17 protein-coding genes are annotated in these 18862 nt (G+C 72.8%); 8 read left to right on the top strand and 9 right to left on the bottom strand.

Annotated features, from left to right (window positions below; translation table 11 throughout):
- Positions 1–34 precede the first annotated feature (34 nt).
- From GA0070620_RS08915 to fxsT, 4 genes are all read left to right on the top strand, one after another.
- The gene (locus GA0070620_RS08915; protein WP_231922300.1) at positions 35–2341 is read left to right on the top strand and encodes an FxsB family cyclophane-forming radical SAM/SPASM peptide maturase; all 2307 of its coding nucleotides are present in this window, start codon (positions 35–37) and stop codon (positions 2339–2341) included.
- Entirely contained in the window at positions 2338–3138 is an 801-nt protein-coding gene (locus tag GA0070620_RS08910) for an aminoglycoside N(3)-acetyltransferase (RefSeq protein WP_231922299.1), read from the top strand. Before GA0070620_RS08915 ends, GA0070620_RS08910 begins: the two co-directional genes overlap by 4 nt.
- Positions 3139–3258: 120 nt before the next feature.
- Positions 3259–4407, top strand: a complete 1149-nt coding sequence (locus tag GA0070620_RS08905; protein WP_091589420.1) for a hypothetical protein — start codon at positions 3259–3261, stop codon at positions 4405–4407.
- A gap of 2 nt (positions 4408–4409) precedes the next feature.
- Positions 4410–8336 carry an FxSxx-COOH system tetratricopeptide repeat protein gene (gene fxsT / locus GA0070620_RS08900; protein ID WP_091589419.1) on the top strand — a complete coding sequence of 1309 codons (3927 nt, stop codon included), beginning with the start codon at positions 4410–4412 and terminating at the stop codon, positions 8334–8336.
- Between the two features lie 27 nt (positions 8337–8363).
- Here the strand turns inward: fxsT and GA0070620_RS08895 are convergent, their stop codons facing one another.
- Positions 8364–9239 (bottom strand): alpha/beta fold hydrolase, encoded by an 876-nt coding sequence (locus GA0070620_RS08895; protein ID WP_091589418.1) that lies wholly within the window; start codon positions 9237–9239, stop codon positions 8364–8366.
- 168 nt (positions 9240–9407) lie between these two features.
- Entirely contained in the window at positions 9408–9962 is a 555-nt protein-coding gene (locus GA0070620_RS08890) for a DoxX family membrane protein (RefSeq protein WP_091589417.1), read from the bottom strand.
- A gap of 212 nt (positions 9963–10174) precedes the next feature.
- On the opposite strand from GA0070620_RS08890, the gene GA0070620_RS08885 reads away from it, so the two are divergent.
- Together GA0070620_RS08885 and GA0070620_RS08880 are read left to right on the top strand one after the other, a co-directional pair.
- On the top strand, positions 10175–10867 hold the full coding sequence (locus GA0070620_RS08885; RefSeq protein ID WP_091589416.1) for a CBS domain-containing protein: 693 nt from the start codon (positions 10175–10177) through the stop codon (positions 10865–10867).
- A 216-nt stretch (positions 10868–11083) separates the two neighbouring features.
- Positions 11084–12052: a TerC family protein gene (locus GA0070620_RS08880; RefSeq protein ID WP_377520549.1), complete on the top strand. Its 969-nt coding sequence runs from the start codon at positions 11084–11086 to the stop codon at positions 12050–12052.
- Between the two features lie 39 nt (positions 12053–12091).
- Here GA0070620_RS08880 and GA0070620_RS08875 read toward each other — a convergent pair whose 3' ends face one another.
- From GA0070620_RS08875 to GA0070620_RS08855, 5 genes are read right to left on the bottom strand one after another with little or no spacing between them, the layout of a single operon-like run.
- Positions 12092–12814 (bottom strand): helical backbone metal receptor, encoded by a 723-nt coding sequence (locus GA0070620_RS08875; protein ID WP_091589414.1) that lies wholly within the window; start codon positions 12812–12814, stop codon positions 12092–12094.
- Between the two features lie 45 nt (positions 12815–12859).
- Positions 12860–13417 carry a hypothetical protein gene (locus GA0070620_RS08870; RefSeq protein WP_091589413.1) on the bottom strand — a complete coding sequence of 186 codons (558 nt, stop codon included), beginning with the start codon at positions 13415–13417 and terminating at the stop codon, positions 12860–12862.
- A complete protein-coding gene (locus GA0070620_RS08865) occupies positions 13414–13923 on the bottom strand; it encodes a hypothetical protein (RefSeq protein ID WP_091589412.1) in 510 nt (169 codons plus the stop codon). The genes GA0070620_RS08870 and GA0070620_RS08865 overlap by 4 nt, the downstream gene beginning before the upstream one ends.
- Before the next feature lie 23 nt (positions 13924–13946).
- Positions 13947–14336, bottom strand: coding sequence for an Asp23/Gls24 family envelope stress response protein (locus GA0070620_RS08860; protein WP_091589411.1), 390 nt, complete (start codon positions 14334–14336; stop codon positions 13947–13949).
- Positions 14333–14521, bottom strand: a complete 189-nt coding sequence (locus tag GA0070620_RS08855) for a hypothetical protein (protein WP_091589410.1) — start codon at positions 14519–14521, stop codon at positions 14333–14335. The genes GA0070620_RS08860 and GA0070620_RS08855 overlap by 4 nt, the downstream gene beginning before the upstream one ends.
- A gap of 399 nt (positions 14522–14920) precedes the next feature.
- Between GA0070620_RS08855 and GA0070620_RS33995 the strand changes: the two genes are divergently transcribed.
- Together GA0070620_RS33995 and GA0070620_RS08845 are read left to right on the top strand one after the other, a co-directional pair.
- Positions 14921–15805: a DUF2726 domain-containing protein gene (locus GA0070620_RS33995; protein ID WP_091589409.1), complete on the top strand. Its 885-nt coding sequence runs from the start codon at positions 14921–14923 to the stop codon at positions 15803–15805.
- 333 nt (positions 15806–16138) lie between these two features.
- On the top strand, positions 16139–17416 hold the full coding sequence (locus GA0070620_RS08845; RefSeq protein WP_091589408.1) for a hypothetical protein: 1278 nt from the start codon (positions 16139–16141) through the stop codon (positions 17414–17416).
- A 261-nt stretch (positions 17417–17677) separates the two neighbouring features.
- Here the strand turns inward: GA0070620_RS08845 and GA0070620_RS08840 are convergent, their stop codons facing one another.
- Both GA0070620_RS08840 and GA0070620_RS08835 read right to left on the bottom strand, forming a co-directional pair.
- Positions 17678–18016, bottom strand: coding sequence for a histone-like nucleoid-structuring protein Lsr2 (locus GA0070620_RS08840; RefSeq protein ID WP_091589407.1), 339 nt, complete (start codon positions 18014–18016; stop codon positions 17678–17680).
- Positions 18017–18171: 155 nt separating this feature from the next.
- Positions 18172–18807: a response regulator transcription factor gene (locus GA0070620_RS08835; RefSeq protein ID WP_091589406.1), complete on the bottom strand. Its 636-nt coding sequence runs from the start codon at positions 18805–18807 to the stop codon at positions 18172–18174.
- Positions 18808–18862: the final 55 nt, after the last annotated feature.

Here is an 18862-nt window from a genome sequence, read left to right as displayed (position 1 = left end):
ATCGTCACCGGCGACGTGGCCCATCAGCCAGTACGTGTTGAAGGTCCACAGCCGCTGCGATCTGGCGTGCGACCACTGCTACGTCTATGAGCACGCCGACCAGAGTTGGCGGCAGCGCCCCCGGTACATGGATCTGCGCACCGCCTCGGCGGCCGCCGAACGCATCGCCGAGCACGCGGCGGCGCACCGCCTGCCCGCGGTCACCGTCGTGCTGCACGGCGGTGAACCACTGCTGCTCGGAGTGCGTCGCCTGCGGGAGATCCTGCACCTGCTGCGGCGACGGATCGAACCGACCAGCCGCCTCGACCTACGGATGCAGTCCAACGGCGTACGACTGTCCGAGGAGTACTGCGACCTCCTGGCGGAGTACGACGTCCGCGTCGGCATCTCACTGGACGGTGACCGCGCGGCCAACGACCGGCACCGCCGGTTCCCGCACGGCGGCAGCAGCCACGCCCAGGTCCTGAACGGGATCGGGCTGTTGCGCCGGCCGGCGTACCGGCGGCAGTTCGCGGGCATCCTCTGCACCGTCGACACCGCCAACGACCCGGTCGCCGTCTACGAGGCGCTGCGGGCCGAGGAGCCGCCGTTGGTGGACCTGCTGCTGCCGCACGCCACCTGGGCGATCCCGCCGCACCGGCCGCACGGCGAGCCCACCCCGTACGCGCGGTGGCTGCTGGCCGTCTACGACCGCTGGACCGCCGACGGCCGACCGATGCCGATCCGGCTGTTCGACTCGCTGCTGTCCACCGGGGCGGGCGGCGCAAGCGGCAACGAGTGGGTCGGTCTCGACCCGGCGGATCTCGTCACCATCGAGACCGACGGCACCTGGGAGCAGGTCGACTCGCTGAAGATCACCTATCCCGGCGCACCCGCCACCGGGCTGAGCGTGTTCACCCACGCCGTGGACGAGGTCTCGGCGCTGCCCGGCATCGCCCGCCGGCAGACCGGCCTGGACGGGCTCGCCGCGACGTGCCGTGCCTGCCCGGTCGTCCGCCAGTGCGGCGGAGGGTTGTACGCGCACCGCTACCGCGACGGCACCGGCTTCGACAACCCGTCGGTGTACTGCGCCGATCTCAAGGAGCTGATCGTGTCGCTCAACGCGCGGACGAGCCCCACACCGGTCCCGACCCCACCCGTCGTCGACGGTGAGGGCGCGGACCTGCCCGACGGCCTGCTGGACCGCATCGGTTCCGGTCACACCGCCGAGGACGACCTCCGGTTCCTGACCGGCAGCCACCTGGCGATCACGCGGGCGCTGCTCGTGACGGTGGCCGACGCCGGATCAGCGGACGCCCGCGCCGGTTGGGAACTGCTGACCCGGCTGGACCAGGAGGCGCCCGAGGCGGTCGAGGAGACGCTCGGCCACCCGTACGTCCGCGTCTGGGCCGCCTCGGCGTTGCCGGGACCCGGCCGTGTCGACCGGGGGATCGACTCCCACCTGTCCTGCATCGCGGCGGCGGCCGCCGTGCGGGCCGGCGCCTCCGTCGAGCTGGACGTCCCGATGCGCGCCGGCGTGATCCACCTGCCGTCGGTCGGCGCGCTCGCGTTGCCGACCGTCGCCACCGGCACCGCGACGCTGACCGTGACGCCGCGGGACTGGACCGTCCGGCACGGTGCTGAGCGGGCGCGGGTCGCCTTCCCCGACGAGCCGGGCACCGGCGAGCCGCAGGTGACCGGCGCCCGCTGGCAGGCCGGCCGACACCTGCCCTTCGGCGGGTCGACGATCCTGTTCGAGGATCTCGATCCCTACCGTGACTGCCACGACTGGAAGGCCGCCGAGCGGGTGGACCCGCCGCAGTTCGCCGCGTGGCGCGAGGCGTTGGCCCGCGCGTGGGAGGCCATCGAGGCCGACGTCCCCCACCAGGCGTCCGTCGTCCGCACCGGGCTGCGGGCGGTGGTGCCGCTGCTGGACGACCCGACCGGCACCCTGCGCAGCTCCACGGCGCGGCAGGCGTTCGCGTCGATCGGTCTCGCCCGCGCGGACGGCCCCGCCACCGCCGTTATGATCGTGCACGAGTTCCAGCACAGCGTGCTCGGCGCCCTGCTCGACCTCTGCGACCTGTTCGACCCCGAACACACCGCGCGGGTGAAGGTCGCCTGGCGCGAGGACCCACGCCCGATCGAGGGCGTCCTTCAGGGCACGTACGCCCACCTCGCGATCACGCAGATCTGGCGTCAGCGGGCACGCCGCGACGGCGCCGGCAGCCTGGCGGACGAGCGCCACCGGCAGTACCGGGAGTGGACGGCGGACGCGGCCGACGCGCTGCGCGGATCGGGCGCCCTGACCCCCGCCGGCGAGCGGTTCGTCGGCCACCTCGCCGAGGCGTTGACGAGGTGACGGCAACCACGCTCACGCCGGACAGCGTCGCAGCGCTGAGCGAACAGTTCGCGGCGGCGGGCGTCACCGCGGGCCGGAGCGTGCTGGTGCACGCGTCGATGCGCGCGGTGGGCCACGTGGACGGCGGCGCGGCCACCGTGCTGGCGGCGCTGCGCCGGGTGATCGGGCGGGCGGCGGTCGTGGTGCCCGCGCAGACCCCGAACAACTCCACCTCCAGTCCCGCCTACCGCTTGGCGACCCGCGGTATGACACCCGCCGAGGTGGCCCGTCACATCGCCCGGATCGAGGGTTTCGACCCGGCCACCACGCCGTCGTTCGGCATGGGCGCGTTCGCCGAGCACGTCCGGCGCGAACCGGCGGCCGTGCGCAGCACACACCCGCAGACGTCGTTCGCGGCCGTGGGGCACGGCGCGGCGGAGCTGATGCGCGTGCACGACCTGGACTGCCACCTCGGCGAGCGCTCACCCCTGGGCGCGTTGTACGAGGCGGACGCGACGATCGTGCTGCTGGGTGTCGGCTACGACGCCTGCACGGCCCTCCACCTTGCTGAGTACCGCCTGCCACGGCGGTCCACCCGCGACTACTGTTGCTTCCTGCGCGACGGGGACAGGCGTGTCCGGTGCGACTTCACCGGCCTCGACCTCGACGACAGTGACTTCGGGCTGCTCGGGCAGGCGCTGGAGGCGGTGCCCAATGCGATGGTGACCGAGGGCAGGGTCGGACGGGCGCGCACCCTGAGCATGCCGATGCGCCGATCAGTCGACTTCGCCGTCGGCTGGATGACCCGCAATCGGTGATCGACCGTTCCTGGTATGTGTCCGTGCTTTCACGTATTGTGATGGCCGCGCAACGCACAGGACGGTTGGGGGCGTGGCGGTGCGGATCGGCTCGTCGACCTTCATCGTGGGCAGGCCGCAGTGAGGCCGGAGGAGCCCCCACCGGCGGGCGGCCAGGAACCGTTCTACTTCTTCCTCAGCCACGCCCATCCGCAACCCGTGGACCCGCACGTCGAGATCGACTACTACGTGCGGGCGGTGTTCCGCGACCTCTCCGACGCGGTCACCAACCGCCCGAGGGGTAAGGCCGACTGGTCGGTCGGGCTGTTTCGCCCCTGCGCGGACCCGTCGGTCGAGCCCGACCGCGTCGATCGCGCGCTCGCCTCCACCGCCGTGTTCGTGGCACTGCGCTCGACGTGCTACGACGCCGACGAGCAGGCCACCGTGGAACGCCTCGCCTTCTACCGTCAACCGTCCACACTGCACGAGCGGCCACCGCAACAGCGCCTGCTGCCGGTGCTGTGGGAGGTGCCACCGACGGCCACGGCCTGGGCGACGCTCGACACCGCCCTGACGCCCCTGCCGGACGTGCCGCAGTACGCCGAGACGGGCCTGGTCGCCCTGAGCCGGCGGCACGCCGACCGGGACGCCTACGAACGGGTCCTGGCGTTCCTCAGCGAGTGGATCGTCGACGTGGCGGAGGGGCGGCAGGTGCCGGCGAGCGGCCGCTGGCCCGGCACCGCGCCCCGGAAGGCGAAGCCCGCCTTCATGATCGCCACGTGGGGGGTTCCCGCTGCCGGCGACGGGGGCGGCACCGCCGGCGGCGTTCGCACCGACGGGCCGCTGCGGCAAGCCGCGGCACGGGTGGCCGGGTACGTGAACACCGCCCGTTTCGACGTCCGGTCGGTCGATCTCAGCGACGGCAACGAGCGCCTCGGCGAGCGACCGGCGGTGCTGCTCATCGACGCCGCAACGCTCGAAGCCGACGGCGACCGCAGGACGAGGCTGAAGGAGCTCCTGCGCACCCTGCCCGCTTGGGTGCAGCCGCTACTCGTGCCGGAGAGCATCGACGACATCCGCCCACCCGAGGCGGACCTGTGGGACGGGCGGCGCACGCCGGCAGGCGGTCCCCGGTGGGTGCCACGACCACGCATCATGACCGAGCTCAACGACTCGGCAGCGGTCATCACCGCCGCGATCGACCGGGCCATCCGCAACTTCGACGACGAGCATCTGGTGGAGCGGCGGTACCCGCCGCGCCCGCGCTCGAACAGCCAACCGGAGGAGTAGACATGACGGACGTCCGGGACGGTCAGATCGTTACCTTCTACTCCTTCAAGGGTGGCACCGGCCGGACCATGGCGCTCGCGAACACCGCGTGGATTCTCGCCGCGAACGGCTACCGCGTGCTCGTCGTCGACTGGGACCTCGAATCGCCGGGCCTGCACCGTTTCTACCGCCCGTTCCTCCACGACGGCATGCTGCGCGGCGCCGGCGGTGTGATCGACATGCTCGTGGGCTACGAAGGGGCGGCCAGGGAGGCCGCGAGCCGGGACCCCGCGGCCCCCGGCGAACTGCCCCACGCCGCCTTCGCGAACGTGCGGCGCCACGCCTTCTCCATCAACTGGCGATGGCCCGCCGGTGGGACGCTCGACTTCCTCGGCACCGGCCGACACAACCACAGCTACAGCAGGTCCATCTCCGGCCTCGACTGGGACCACTTCTACGAGGTGCTCGCCGGCGGCGCGTTCTTCGACGCGCTGCGCGCCGACATGAAACGCACCTACGACTTCACCCTCATCGACAGCCGCACAGGGCTCAGCGACGTCGCGGACATCTGCACCGTCCACCTTCCCGACACCCTCATCGCCTCGTTCACGCTCAGCGAGCAGGGCATCGACGGCGCCGCCGAGGTCGCCCAGTCGATCAGCCGCAAGACCCTGCCACGGCGCATCCGGGTGCTGCCCGTGGCGATGCGCATCGACCCGGCGGAGAAGCTCAAGGCGGACACCGGCCGGCTGGTGGCCCGGCAACGGTTCGACGGGCTGCCCGCCCACCTCAGCGACGAGGCGCGGGAGCGCTACTGGGCCGAGGTCCAGGTGCCCTACCTGGCCTACTACGCGTACGAGGAGACGCTGGCCACCATCGAGGACAGCTCGGGCGCACCCGGCAACCTGCTGGGCGCCTTCGAGAAACTCACCGAGGTCATCACCGAGGGCCGCGTCACCCGGCTGCCCACCATGGACGAAGCCGACCGCATCCGCCTCAAGGCGCAGTTCGTACGGATGGCGGCGGTGCGCGAGACCGAGGTGACGCTCAGGTATGACGTGGCCGGCCTCGTCTGGGCCGAGTGGATCTCCTGGATCCTGCGCGAGGCCGGCATCCAGGTGCACGACCCCGGCCCCGGCGGCAAGCCGGCCGGTCTCGCCGTGGTCGCCCGTCCACTGGTCGTCAACACCTCCACCGAGACCGTCGACGTCGCCCGGCCCGGCACGTCGGCTCGGGACACCCGCCGGCCGCTGACCGTCTACGTGGGCGCCACGCAGGCCGCCGCGTCGCCGGTCACCAGCGGCAACTCCACCCGCCTGGGTCGGCTCGAGGAGCTCGCCGCCGCCGAACAACTCCTGCGCCTGGTCGGCTTCCCGCCCCCCAAGGCCGAGTTCCTCGTCGGCGCCCCCCGGTTTCCGGGCAGCCCCCAGACCGTCTTCCAGGCCCCGCCGCGCAACCTGCTCTTCACCGGCCGAGAGGCGCTCCTCGACCTGCTCCGGGGCAAGCTGCGGGCACAGAGCGACGCCGCCGTCCCCGTCGTCCTGCAGGGCATGGGCGGCATCGGCAAGACCCAACTGGTCACCGAGTACGCACACCGGTTCCGCGGTGCGTACGACATCGTGTGGTGGGTCGACGCGGACTCCACCGAGGACGTCGACAGCGCCCTCTACGACCTCGGCCGTCGGCTCGGTCTCAGCCTGTCCAGCAGCGTCCCCGAGGGCGCGCAGACGGTGAAGCAGGCCCTGTCGCGTGGCGAGGCCGGCCTGCGGTGGCTGGTCGTGTTCGACAACGCCGAGCAGGCGGCCCGCATCGAACGCCTGCTGCCCAACGGCCCGGGCCACGTCGTCATCACCTCGCAGGGCACCAACTGGGGCGAACAGGCACAGGTGATCGCGGTCGACGTCTTCGAACGCGCGGAGAGCGTCAACCACCTCAGCCGGCTCCTGCCCACTCTCGGCGAACGTGACGCGAACCGCATCGCCGAGGCGCTGGGCGACCTGCCGATCGCCGTGGCGGCGGCCGCCGCGTGGCTGGTGGAGACCCGCTCGCCGGTGTCGGAGTACCTCCAGGCGATCGAGGAGGGCAACCTCGGCGCGCTGGGCTCCGACAGCGACATCGGCCGGGTGGAGGCGGCCTGGCGGCTGTCCCTCGACCAGCTCAGGGCGCGCCGGCCCGCGGCGTACCGACTGCTGCAACTCTGCTCGGTCATGGCCCCGGAGGTGTCGCTCGACATCATCTACAGCAGCGCGATGGCCGAGTACCTGCGTGCGATCGACCCGACCGTCACCAGCCGACTCATGATCAACAGGCTGGTGGAGCAGATCAAACGCCTCGCCCTGCTGCGCCTCGACCAGCACAGCGAGTACGACGGCCAGAGCGCCGACCGCGACACCGCCCGCATCGTGATCCACCGCCTGCTGCACACCGTCGTCCGGTCCCGGATGTCGGACGAGGAACTCGCCGAAGCCCGTCACCAGGTGCACCTGCTGTTGGCCGCGGTCGCCCGCACCCTGGACGAGGTGGACGTGCAGAGCGAGTGGCGCAGGTACCGCACGCTCTGGCCGCACGTCGAGGTCTCCGGCGGCGCCACCTGCGCCAACCCGGACATCCGCGACCTGCTCGTCAACCAGGTCCGCTACTTCTTCCTCCGTGGCAACCCCGACGGCGGGCTGGAGGTCGCCACCCGGATCGAGGACGCCTGGACCCGGCTGATGCAGGAGTACGACGACGAGACGCAGCGTCGCGAACTGCTCGTGAAACTGCTCCGCCTACGGTTCAACAAGGCGAACTTCCTGCGCGACAAGGGCGCCTTCCAACAGTCCTACGACCTGAACCAGGCGATCCACGCGCAGCAGGTCGCGCTCCTGGGCCGCGACCACGGCGACACGCTGATCACGGCGGCGGGCCTCGGCGGCGACCTGCGGGGCCTGGGCCGCTACGCGGAGGCCCTGGCGTTGGACACCGAGACCTGCGAAATCTGGCGCACGGAGTTCGGTGAGGACAACAAGCGCACCCTCAACGCGCTGAGCAACCTCGCCGTCTCCTACCGCCTCACCGGGAAGATGGCCGACGCGCTGCGCCTGGACCAGGAGGTCTACGCCAAGCGCCAGGACGCGCTGGGTGAGCAGGACCTCAACACCCTCCAGTCGGCCACCTCCCTCGGTCGCGACCTGCGCGACGCCGGCCAGTACGAGAAGTCCGTCGAACTGTTGACCCACGTGCGCGACGTGTACGCGGCGGTGATGGGGGAGACCAGTCGCTTCGTCTACGAGGCCGACGCCAACCTGGCCGTCTCGCTGCGCAGCGCCGGCCGCCACCGGGAGGCCAGCGAACTGCTCGAGGTGGCCTACCAGCGGTTGGTGGCGATCGTCGGCCCCGATCACCCCGAGACCCTGACCTGCCGGCTCAGCCGATCGGTGACCCTGCTGGAGTTGGGGGACTGGGAGCAGGCGGAGGCGGAGACCGGCGCCGTGCGCGACGCGTACGTGCGCCACCTCGGCGTTCGCCACCCGCACAGCCTGATCTGTCTGAACAACCACGCCGCGGCGATCCGTGCCACGGGCGACCTCGGCGAGGCCCGGACCCTGGCCCGGCAGTCCCTGGAGGGCCTGCTCGACGTGCTGACCGCACGGCATCCCTACACCGTCGCCGCGCAGATGAACGTGGCCGTCATCGAAGCCGACCTGCACCGTTACACCGAGGCGCTCGAACTGACGGCCGGCGCGGCGGGCCTGCTGATCGACCTGCTCGGCCCCGACCATCCGCACACCCTGCGCTGCGAGGCGAACCGGGCCCTCATCCTGCTGCGCATGCACGGCAGCGAACAGCAGGGCCAGGTCGCAGAGGCGATCGCCGCCGTCGCGGACCGGATCGGCGCCAACCACCCCTCGGTGCTGGAGCTGAAACGGGGCCGGCTGCTGCGCCGGGTCATCGACCCGCACCCGTTCTGAACCGGCTCGGCGAACATCGCCACCGCCTCACCAGTTGGACAGCCACTCCAACATCTCGGGAAGGATCTGCACCGCGCCGAAGTGGGCCGCGTCCGGCTGGACGTGCACCTCCGCGGTCTGGATCTGCCGGGCCAGCCACATGGTGTGGCTGACCGGCGCGAAGTTGTCCTGCTCACCGTGCCACAGCCGGACCGGTCCGCTGATCGACGAGAGGTTGAACCCCCAGTCCCGCCGCAGTGCCAGCACGTCGTCGATCCAGCCCTGCGGGCCACTGCGCAGTGCCTCCCGGTATGCCTGGGCCAGCAGCCGCCTGATCGCCAGATCCTGCACCACGTGCCGGTCCAGCCAGGTCATGTCCGCCTCCAGTTGGGTCAACAGGCTCTCCGGATCGCGCCGTACCCGCTCCGCCTGCTGGCGGAGGCGCTCCACCAGCCGCAACAGGTCCGACGACGCGGCCGCGAAGTCACGGCGGTTGCTCTCGGTCATGCCGGTGAACCAGTCCGGACCGGCGGCCTCGGGGTTGGCGAAACTCACCAGCACGGCCGTGCGGGCGACCGACTCGGAGAGCAACGCCGCGCACGCCAACGCGTGCGGGCCGCCGCCGGAGCGACCCACCACCGAGAAGCGTGAGATGCCGAGATGTCGCGCGATCGCCGCGATGTCCTTCGCGGCGTCGGCCACCGTCCGGCCAGGTCGAGGTGTCGACCCGCCGTAGCCGGGGCGGTCATAGCTGATGAGGCGGACGCCGTGCCGGTACAGGACGCTGCCTCGGGGCTTCGGTCCGTTGCGGCTACCGGGCGTGCCGTGCAGGAGGAAGACCGGAACACCGTCAGGTCTGCCCGTGACCGCGACAGACAATCGGCCGTCGTCGGCACTCGTCGTGAACCGCTCCTCTGTAGCCAGGTGCGCCCCCTTCCGGTGCGACCGGCGACCGCACGGCCCGGGGCGTGACCAGCTGCCGCCGTCGATGCGCTCAACACAAGAGCGTAACTCGCATCGTCACCTGACACGCCGACCACGACGGCGGCGGGAGGCCTCTGGTGCAGGCCTCCCGCCGTCGGGTGGGGGTCGTCAGCGCAGCCAGGCGCTGCGCTCGACGATCGGCAGTCGCGCCCACGTCCGGCCGAGACCCCACGTGTCACCCGCGTTGACCAGGGCGAGGACGGCCAGCACCGCGGCGTAGATCAGGTGGTCGTCCATGAAGGGGTTGTTCTCCGGGGGCAGCACGGCCGTCCACATCATGACCAGCAGCAGCCCGCCGGCCACGGCCGCGACCCGGACGCCGATGCCGAGCAGCAGGGCGGTGCCGATGGCCGCGAGACCGATCATGAACAGCCAGTCGGCCCAGGCCGCGCCGGCGATGCCGTAGTAGAAGCCCTCGAACGGGCCGGCCACGCCGAAGGCGAGGAACCCCTTGGTGGGGCTGCCCCCGTTGATCCAGGCGTTCTTGCCCTCGGTGGCCAGGCCCAGGCCGAACAGCTTGTCGAGGAAGGCCCAGAGGAACACCCAGCCGAGCGCGAGACGCATGCCGGCGAGCAGGAACCGGACGGCCCGCTCGCGGGTGGTCTCGGCCGCCGCGGGGGCGGTCCTGGCGGTGGTTCCGGTCGTCGCGGTCATGGTCTCCACGTCCTCTCGTCTGCTCGTGCCCCGCCTCTCGGTGGCATCTCCAGTAGACGGTCGGCGGGGGCGCGTCGGCAGGGCCGGGCGGGCCGCCGCGGCCGGGACCTTGGACCTGTCCGGTCCGGGTCGGGTGGACCGGGCAAGGCCGGTCGCGCGGCCCTGACCTCGCCTCGCGTACGTCCGTAACGTCCGAGGTGGACAGCGGTGAGGAGGCTGTGATGAGGACATGGCAGGTGGGTGACGTGATGACCCGCGACGTCGCGACGGTGGGAGAGCGGACCCCGTACCGGGAGATCGTCGACGTGCTGGTCCGGCGGGGGATCAGCGGCGTGCCGGTGGTCGACGGTTTCCGGCGGGTGCTGGGTGTGGTGTCCGAGGCGGATCTCCTGCACAAGATCGAGCACAGCGGTGACCCGGAGCAGCGGCGGATCTTCGAGGGCCGCCGGCGGCGCAGCGCCCGGGGCAAGGCCGACGCGCTGCTGGCCGCCGACCTGATGACGGCGCCGGCGGTCACCACGTACGCCGAGGCGTCCCTGCCGGCCGCGGCCCGGACGATGGACCGGGAGCGGGTCAAGCGGCTGCCGGTGCTCGACGACCTGGGCCGGCTCGTCGGCATCGTGACCCGCGGCGACCTGCTCCGGGTGCACCTGCGCACCGACGCGGAGATCCGCGAGGACGTGGTGCAGGAGGTGCTGCACCGGATCCTCGCCGTGCGCGACGGCAAGGTCACCGTGCAGGTCCGGGCCGGTGAGGTCACCCTGGCCGGGCGGCTCGACCGGCGGTCCGCCGCGCACCTCGCCGGCCACCTGGCGACCCAGGTCAGCGGGGTGGTGCGGGTCTCGAACGGGATCGCGTACGACGTCGACGACGTCGCGCTGGTGGAGCCGGGCCGGGTCACCCCGGTGGCCTGAGCCCCACCCGGTCCCGCGGCGGTCGGGTCACCCCCACCCGGTCGCCGCGGGACCCCGACCCACGGGTGCGCGCCTGACTTGGCCGGAGCCGACTCCCGCGGCTCCACCGCTCGCCTAGGCTCGGAACCGACCCGGCGACCCGCACGATGCCACGACGAGCGGTGGGGCCGGGGTCCCGGTGGGTGGCGGCGATGCGGAGGGCGCCGGGTGGACGAGGTGACGTTCCCGGTGCCCGGCTGGGCCTGGGCCGCAGTGACCGTGGTCATCGCGGTGATGCTCGCGGTGGACGTCTTCTCGCACCGCGACAACCACGTCATCGAGCTGCGCGAGGCGCTGGTCTGGAGCGGCATCTGGATCGGCGCCGGGGTCCTGTTCGGGGTGCTCATCTGGGTGTGGGGCGGCGGCGAGCCGGCCGTCGCGTACTTCTCCGGCTATTTGCTGGAGAAGGCGCTGTCCGTGGACAACGTCTTCGTCTTCGCGCTGCTCTTCGGCTACTTCCGGGTGCCCCCCGGCTACCAGCACAAGGTGCTGTTCTGGGGTGTCATCGGCGCCTTGGCGTTCCGGCTGATCTTCATCTTCGCCGGGGCCGAGCTGCTGGAGCGCCTGGCGTGGGCCGGCATCGTGCTCGGCGGGTTCCTCATCTGGACCGGTTACCGGCTGGCCGTACGCGGGGAACCCGACGTGGACCCCGAACACAACGTGGTGGTGCGGCTGTTCCGCCGGGTGGTCCCCACCGACCCCGGCTACCACGGTGACCGGTTCACCGTGCGCCTCGGTGGGCGGCGCAAGGCGACCCTGCTGCTGGTCGCGCTGGTCGCGATCGAGGCCACCGACGTGGTGTTCGCGATCGACTCGGTCGCCGCGATCCTCGCCATCACGACCCACACCTTCCTGGTCTGGACCGCCAACGCGTTCGCCGTGCTCGGCCTGCGGAGCCTCTACTTCTGCCTGGCCGGGCTGCTGCGGCACTTCGGCTACCTGCGCTACGGCCTGGCCCTGCTGCTGGCGTTCGCCGGGGTGAAGCTGATCCTGGCCGAGACGCCCGTGGGGAAGCTGCCGCTGTGGCTCACCCTGGCGGTGGTCGTGGTGACCCTGTCGGTGTCGGTGGGTTGGAGCGTGCTGTCGGCCCGCCGCGAGCGGGTCCGCGCGGGCAAGGGCCACCCGCCGTCGGGCGGCCACCCCTGAGCCGGGCCGCTCACGAGGCCGCCCCCTGGGCCGCGCCGCTCAGGCCGTCACCGTTCGGGCCAGCTGCGCGGCCAGCACGGCCGGCGCCTCGGCCAGCGACGGGCCGTACCAGGTCAGGTGCCGCCCGGAGAGCAGCGCGCACGGCGTACCGGGGAAGGCCTCCGGGCCGTCCGTGGCGGTGAACCGGTACGGCTCGTCCGGCAGCACCACCAGGTCGGGGTCGTGTCCGCGCAGCTCGGCGAGGTCCGGGCGGGGATAGCGCTCGGCGTGGCCGGCGTAGCGGTTGGTCACGCCGAGGCGGCGCAGCACGTCCCCGGCGAAGGTGTCGGCGCCCAGCACCACCCACGGCCGGCGCCACACCGGCACCACCGCCGTGCGCACCGGATGAAGCCGCGGCGGGTCGGCCCAGGCCGCGCGGGCGGCGCGCAGCCACGGCGGTTCCTGCGCCGCGCCCAGCGCGGTGAGCAGGTCGGCCAGCTCGGTCAACGCCTCGTCGACCGTGCGCGGGTAGGTGACCCGCACCGGCACCCCCGCCGCGACCAGGGCGTCGGCGTCCTCGCGACGGTTCTCCTCGACGTTGAGCAGCACCATGTCGGGCCGCAGTGCGCGCACCCGGTCCAGGTCCGGGTACTTGCTGCCGCCCACCCGCGCCACGTCCAGGTCCGCCGGGTGGGTGCACCAGTCGGTGGCGCCGACCAGCACCCCGGGCAGCGTCACCGCCACCGCCTCCGTCAGCGACGGCACCAGCGACACGACCCGCACCTTGCACCTCCCGACCGTCGACCGGCCCGACACCGGCCCGGTCGATCATGCCCGCCCGGAGTCGATCCGTGCGGTCACGTCGAGGTGGGCGGGTCGGCAGCCGGTCGTGTCCACGTACCGCCGGATCGCCGTGGCCACGTGGTCGCGCAGGCCCGCGGTCCGCGCGCCGGCCGCGATGTCCATCCGGATCCACAGGTCGGGTCCCGGCGGCTCGCCGGTCAGCACCACCCGGGCCCGCCGGACCCTCGGGTCCCCGGTCAGGTCCCGCTCCAAGGCCCGCGCCAGCACCGCCGCCGGCAGTCGCGTCCGTCCCCGCCGGCCGTCCCGGTGGGTCAGCACGCCGCGCAGGGCCCCACCGCCGCGCAGCTCCCGGCCGATCAGCCACAGCCCGCCCAGCGCGGCGAGCAGACCGGCGACCACCGCGGCCAGCGCGCCCCACGGCGCGGCCAGCCGCCACGCGCGCCGCAGGCCCGCGCCGGCCAGCGGACCGTCGGGCTCGACGCCGGGAAACCCGCCGAGGCTCAGCGCCAACCCGACGCCGCCGGCCGCGACCAGCGCCAACGCCACCACCGTCCACAGCACGCGGTGCGCGGCGTTGCTCACGCCGACCCCCGCAGGCGTACGTCGATCCGCGCCGGCCCGGGCACCGCCAGGCGGTGCAACTCCTGGTGTACGGCGAACTCCACCTCGGCGCGGGCAGCCGGATCCCCGGTCGCCACCACCCGGGGCCGCCACTGCGTGCCGCGCCGGCGGATCCGCACCCGTGCCCTCCGCACACCCGGCACCGACCGGGCGGCCACCGCCAGCCGACGCTCCACCGACCGGCGCTGCAGGTGCCAGCCCTCCCCGGCGTCCAACCGGGTCGGCGACCACCGGCGCAGCTCGGCGACCAGCACGGCCACGCCGGTCACGATCAGCGCGACGGCGGCGGCGCGCACCGCCGGGTCGTCCCACCGGGTCGACCGCAGCGTCGCCGACACCTCGGCCCGGTCGACCAGCAGCGGCGCGCGCCCCACCGCCGCCAGCAGCGCCTCCACCACGACGAGCGCGCCCCCGGCCACCAGGGCGGCGGCGAGCAGCAGCGTGGCCAGGCGGTTGGCGGTACGCACTCAGGCCCCCACCTCGGCCCCGGTCACGTGGGCACCGGCCGGTCCACGTTTGGTACGACCAGGTCGTCCACCGTCACGGTCACCTCCCGCACGGCCAGCCCCGTCACCGCCCCCACCTGGTCGACCACCGCGTCCCGGACGGCGTCGGCGACGGCGAGGACGCTGCTGCCGTACCAGGCGACCAGCTCCACGTCGACGCTCGCCACCCGGTCGTCGAGGCGGGCCGCCACGCCGTGCGGGCGGGCGGGCACCGGCACCAGCGCGTACACCCCGGGCACCTGCCGGGCGGCGTGGGCGGCGACCCGAGCCACCACGTCCGGGGCGATGCGGGTGTCACCCCGGTCGGTGTGCGCACCTCGCGCGGCCGGTTCGGTCCGGGCGGTGCGCGGCGTTCGGCCGTCGGCGGCGGTCATCGGCGTCGAGGCGCGCGGACCCGGTCACCGAGGCCGGTCACCGCGAGATCCCCGTCCAGCACCCGGGCGACGAGCCAGCCGAACAGGCCGGCCAGCACGGCCAGGCCCGCCGTCGCGATCCCGGCGGTCACCCAGACCGCGACCACGAGGAAGCCGGCGAGAAAGCCGAACTGCTGTCGTGACATGGCACCTCCCGGCCGGTCCACTACCGGCGCGCGGATCTGGATACACCGCCCGCCCGCCCGGGAACGTGGCAGCGATGTGATCCCCGTCACACCTCCGCTGCGGTCGCCGCTTTTGCGACGTGATCCACCCAGGGGGCCCGCCGGGCGGTGTCCGCGAGTCCGGGACACTGCCACCTGGCCCACGTGGAGTCGATCAAACCGGCGCGACGTCCAGCGTCGAAAGGGGCGGTGCCCGGATCTTGGAAGATCAGGGCCCCTGGAGGGGCCACGAGCTTCCAAGATCCGAGCAGGTAGCCGCGGCGGAGGCGCGGCGGGGACCGCGGCCTGACCGGCGTGACGTCGGCCATGATCGGCCGCCTACACTCAGCCGGTCGACAACCGGGCGGACGGATCAGGCGGATGACGAGCAGTGGCGACGGCTCCTGGCTGCGTACGCTGCCGCCCGCCGGTGGCCGGGCCCCGGTGCTCACCCGTGCCGGCCACCGCGTGCTCGCCGGGCACCGACTCAGCGAGCTCGTGCAGGGCCGCCCGCCGGGAATAACCGGCCACCAGTGGAGCACCGCCAGCCGCGAGGGCTTCGACCTGGTGGTCTGCGACGAGGACACCGGGCGACCCGTTGTCGCGGTGGAGATCGGCCCGGCCGCGACGGCCGGGTCGCCCGAACAGCGCGCGGAGCGCATGAAGAACGCGGTCAGCGCCGCCGTCGGGCTGCCGGTGCTCCGGGTCGAGTCGGCCACGCTGCGCTCCGCCGACCACGGACGTCGCCTCGTGGAGTACGTGCTCGACGCCCGCCGCTACGCGGCGGCCACCACCACCCCGGTGACCGGCGAGCCGGACGAGCCCGCCGCCGTCGGCTTCCGCGAGATCCTCGGCCGGCTCCCCGACGGGCGTACGGGGCACGTCAACGACCTGGGCGCGCTGGCTCGCGCGGCGGCGGTGGAGGCGTACGTGTCCCGCCGGCTGGCCGACCCGATCGTGCGCGGCCTGCACGTGCGCTGGGCCGGCGGCCCGGCGGAGGGGTGGAGCTGGGTCGAGGTGCGGCCGGGCGCGTGCCTGGTCGAGCGGGTGTCGGTGTGGGAACACCGCTTCACCTGCGGTGTGGACCCGGCGCAGTTGGCCGAGGACCTGGCGGCCGTCGCGTTGGGCGAGCGGCTGCGCGACCTGGATGCCGTCGAGCGGGAGCTGATCCCCCGCGACGAGCTGCGCACCGAGATCCTCGGCCTGCGGGAACGCCGGGACGAGTTCGTCGACGGCTTCGCGTTCGAGCATCTCGTCGCCGACTGAACGCGGCGACACCGAACGCGTCGACTGAACGCGCCGACCCGAACGACGTCTCCGCGCGCTGACGTTGACGTGCCCGGCGGCCCTCCGAACATCTCTCGGGATTTTTCTTCGACGCGTTGAACCCTCGCCGTCGCGGTTCCGTACTCCAGCGGGAATGGACAGGATCTTCCCGGTCCGCGGCATCGGATGGGGGAGGCGGTGCGGAAAGGGCATCGTCGGTCATCGACGTGCCACGGTGTGTCACGACGGATGCGGTCGTGACGCGGCAGTTCAATTTCCGACGGTCCGCCGAGGGCACGGATCCACTACCGGATCGCGAAGGAGAACAATTCGATGCGCAGGTCCACACGGGCGCGCCGGTCATCCGGTAGCGCGCTGAGCAAGCGTCTGCTGGCTGTCGTCGGCACGCTCGTGGTCTTCGGCGGGATCGTCGCCGTGACCCAGATCTCGTCGGCCGAGGACCGGCGCTCCGGCAACACCAGGCCGGCCGCGGGCGGCTGCGTGCAGCCCAGCCCGGGTGCGACCGCGCCGGGTGGGAGCGGCTCCACCACCCGCACCTGGCAGGACGGCCGGTGGGTACGCAACCACTGGGGTGACGGCCAGCAGTCGATGACCGAGTGCCAGGAGGGCACCGGTGGCGGCAGCGGATCGGGTGGCTCCGCCATTGCCTGTCCGGACGTGGCGGGCCAGCTGCCCGACGTGCCGGACCGGGCCCGCGCCGAGGTCGACCGCAACCTGAGCCAGTTGCAGACGCAGATCGCCGAGGCGGACCGTCGCCTCGCGGCCGAGGGTAGCCGGGGTGAGCAGTTCGTCCGCAACGCGATCCTGCGGCCGCTGGCCGACAAGCGCCGCGCCACGCTGGGTCGGATCACGACCGCGATCGACCGGTTCGGTCCGCGTCCGCAGGGCCTGAACCGGCTCGCCGAGTGCCAGGTGCAGCCGGTCGACAACGGCGGCAGCAACGGTGGTAACAACGGCGGTGGTAACAACGGTGGCGGTAACAACGGTGGCGGTAACAACGGCGGTGGTAACAACGGGGGCGGCAACAACGGGGCGCCGGGAGCCGGTCTGGGCGTCCTGGCGAACAGTTGCGACGAGAGCCGGCTTCAGCCGCACGACGGTTTCCAGAACGGCAACCGCTGCGTGAGCACCGAATTCGGCGAGGTCGGCGCGGCGGCCAACAACCCGTCGCTGCTCATCACCGACTTCCCGAACCAGGTCGGCCGCAACCAGCCCTTCACCCTGCAGGTGAGCACCCGCAACCTGATCCGCGACCGCTTCCTCGCCGCCGGCCAGGGCGGCTACTACGTGGAGAGTTCGCTGCTCAACGACCAGGGCCTGGTCCGCGGCCACTTCCACACCGCCTGCCGGATGCTGGACAGCCTCGACGAGCCGCCCGCGCCGCAGGAGGTGCCCGCCTTCTTCGTGGCCACGGAGGACGGCGGCGGCAGTGCGCAGCCCGACGAGGTGACCATCCAGATCCCCGGCCTGCCGGAGTCCGGCACCGCGCAGTGCGCGGTCTGGGCGGGTGACGGGTCGCACCGCCTCCCGATGATGGAGCGCGCCAACCAGACGCCCGCCTTCGACGCGGTGCGCATCGAGGTCAACTGAGCCGTACGACCACGGCCGGGCCGGCGGGGTTCGTCCCCGCCGGCCCGGCCGTCGACGTGCCAAGAAAACGACCGAGCCCTGATCCACTCCGTATCGGTGATATCGCGGTAACCGGCCGGCCGGGGCACCGCCATATCAGCGAAACGGAGCGACCCGGGAACGAGTGCGGCCGGCCCCTGAGCGGGGCCGGCCGGTATGGCGCCGGTGGTGGCGGAAAGACCGGGCGAGGGGGTTTGCCGGTCAGGCCCCGCCGGGGCCGGGTCAGCGGTTCTTGTACGCCTCGACGACCTCGACCGGGATGCGGCCCCGCTCGGAAATCTTGTAGCCGTTCTTCACGGCCCATTCCCGGATCGCGCGGTTCTGTTCCCGGTCCATTCCCGCCCCACCGGGGCGGGTGGTGCGCCGGGTGCCTTCCACCGGCCCCCGCCCGATCCGCCGGCCCGCGCTGATGTACGGGTCGAGCGCCTTGCGCAGGACGCCCGCGTTCTCGTCTGAGACGTCGATGGTGTAGGCGACGCCGTCGAGGCTGAACTCCACCGTCCGGTCGGCCTTTCCGCCGTCGAGGTCGTCGGTCAGCACCGTGATTACTTTTCTCGCCATCGCCGATTACTCCCTGTCTACGGCGGGGGGTGTGGGTCAAAGTTTGACCCACACCCCCGGTAAACCGCAAGAATATGGCTGTTTTCATTTCGGCGAGTCGCGTTTTCCGGCGACGAAAAGTGCTTCCGGTCCGTCGAATCGGCCTGGTGGTCGGGTCATTCGCCGAGCAGGCCGGCGTGGCCGGCGAGCGCGGCGGCCTCCGCGCGGCTGGACACTCGCAGTTTTCGTAACAGGGCGGCCGTCATTCGTTTCGCGGTCCGTTCCGAGACGTGCATCTGCGCGGCGATCTCGACGGTGTTGCGGCCGGCCGCGATGGCGCGGAGCAACTCCCGTTCCTCGCCGTCGAGGTCCACGGAGGGCCCGCGGGCGGGGCGGAGCAGCCCGCGCAGCAGGGGCGCCGGGAGCACCGCCCAGCCGTCGAGGATGGCCAGCAGCGGTGGCAGCAACTCCTCCGGTTCGCTGGTCTTCGGCAGGAACCCCTCGGCGCCGGCCCGCAGCGCCTCCAGCGCGGGCATTGGGTCGTCGCCGCCGGACATGGCCACCACGCGTACGCGTGGGGTGGTGCGGCGGATCGCGGCGACCGCGCGGACGCCGCCGGGCGGTGGCATGTGCAGGTCCACCAGGGCGAGGTCGGGCACGCACCGGGCGACCAGGGCGGCGGCCGAGGCGGCGTCCCCGGTCGAGCCCACCACCTCGGCCCGCTTGTCGGTCGTCGCGGGCAGCAGGAGTTCCAGCCCCCGGACGAACAGCGGGTGGTCGTCCACGACGACGAGCCGGAGGGAAGGTGCCATGCCTGGTTCGTTCCCCAGCGGGTACCGATCATGCGGGTATGCCCGAGACGAGGGG

Source organism: Micromonospora krabiensis (genome assembly GCF_900091425.1).
Lineage (GTDB): Bacteria > Actinomycetota > Actinomycetes > Mycobacteriales > Micromonosporaceae > Micromonospora > Micromonospora krabiensis.
This window is presented reverse-complemented; position numbering and strand designations above follow the sequence as displayed.

What these genes read in the sequence shown, in the direction of transcription:
- GA0070620_RS08840 (WP_091589407.1), bottom strand. Translation starts at nt 18,016, where the DNA reads ATGGCGAGAAAAGTAATCACGGTGCTGACCGACGACCTCGACGGCGGA.
- GA0070620_RS08860 (WP_091589411.1), bottom strand. Translation starts at nt 14,336, where the DNA reads ATGACCGCCGCCGACGGCCGAACGCCGCGCACCGCCCGGACCGAACCG.
- GA0070620_RS08845 (WP_091589408.1), top strand. Translation starts at nt 16,139, where the DNA reads ATGCGCAGGTCCACACGGGCGCGCCGGTCATCCGGTAGCGCGCTGAGC.
- fxsT (WP_091589419.1), top strand. Translation starts at nt 4,410, where the DNA reads ATGACGGACGTCCGGGACGGTCAGATCGTTACCTTCTACTCCTTCAAG.
- GA0070620_RS08885 (WP_091589416.1), top strand. Translation starts at nt 10,175, where the DNA reads ATGAGGACATGGCAGGTGGGTGACGTGATGACCCGCGACGTCGCGACG.
- GA0070620_RS33995 (WP_091589409.1), top strand. Translation starts at nt 14,921, where the DNA reads ATGACGAGCAGTGGCGACGGCTCCTGGCTGCGTACGCTGCCGCCCGCC.
- GA0070620_RS08835 (WP_091589406.1), bottom strand. Translation starts at nt 18,807, where the DNA reads ATGGCACCTTCCCTCCGGCTCGTCGTCGTGGACGACCACCCGCTGTTC.
- GA0070620_RS08855 (WP_091589410.1), bottom strand. Translation starts at nt 14,521, where the DNA reads ATGTCACGACAGCAGTTCGGCTTTCTCGCCGGCTTCCTCGTGGTCGCG.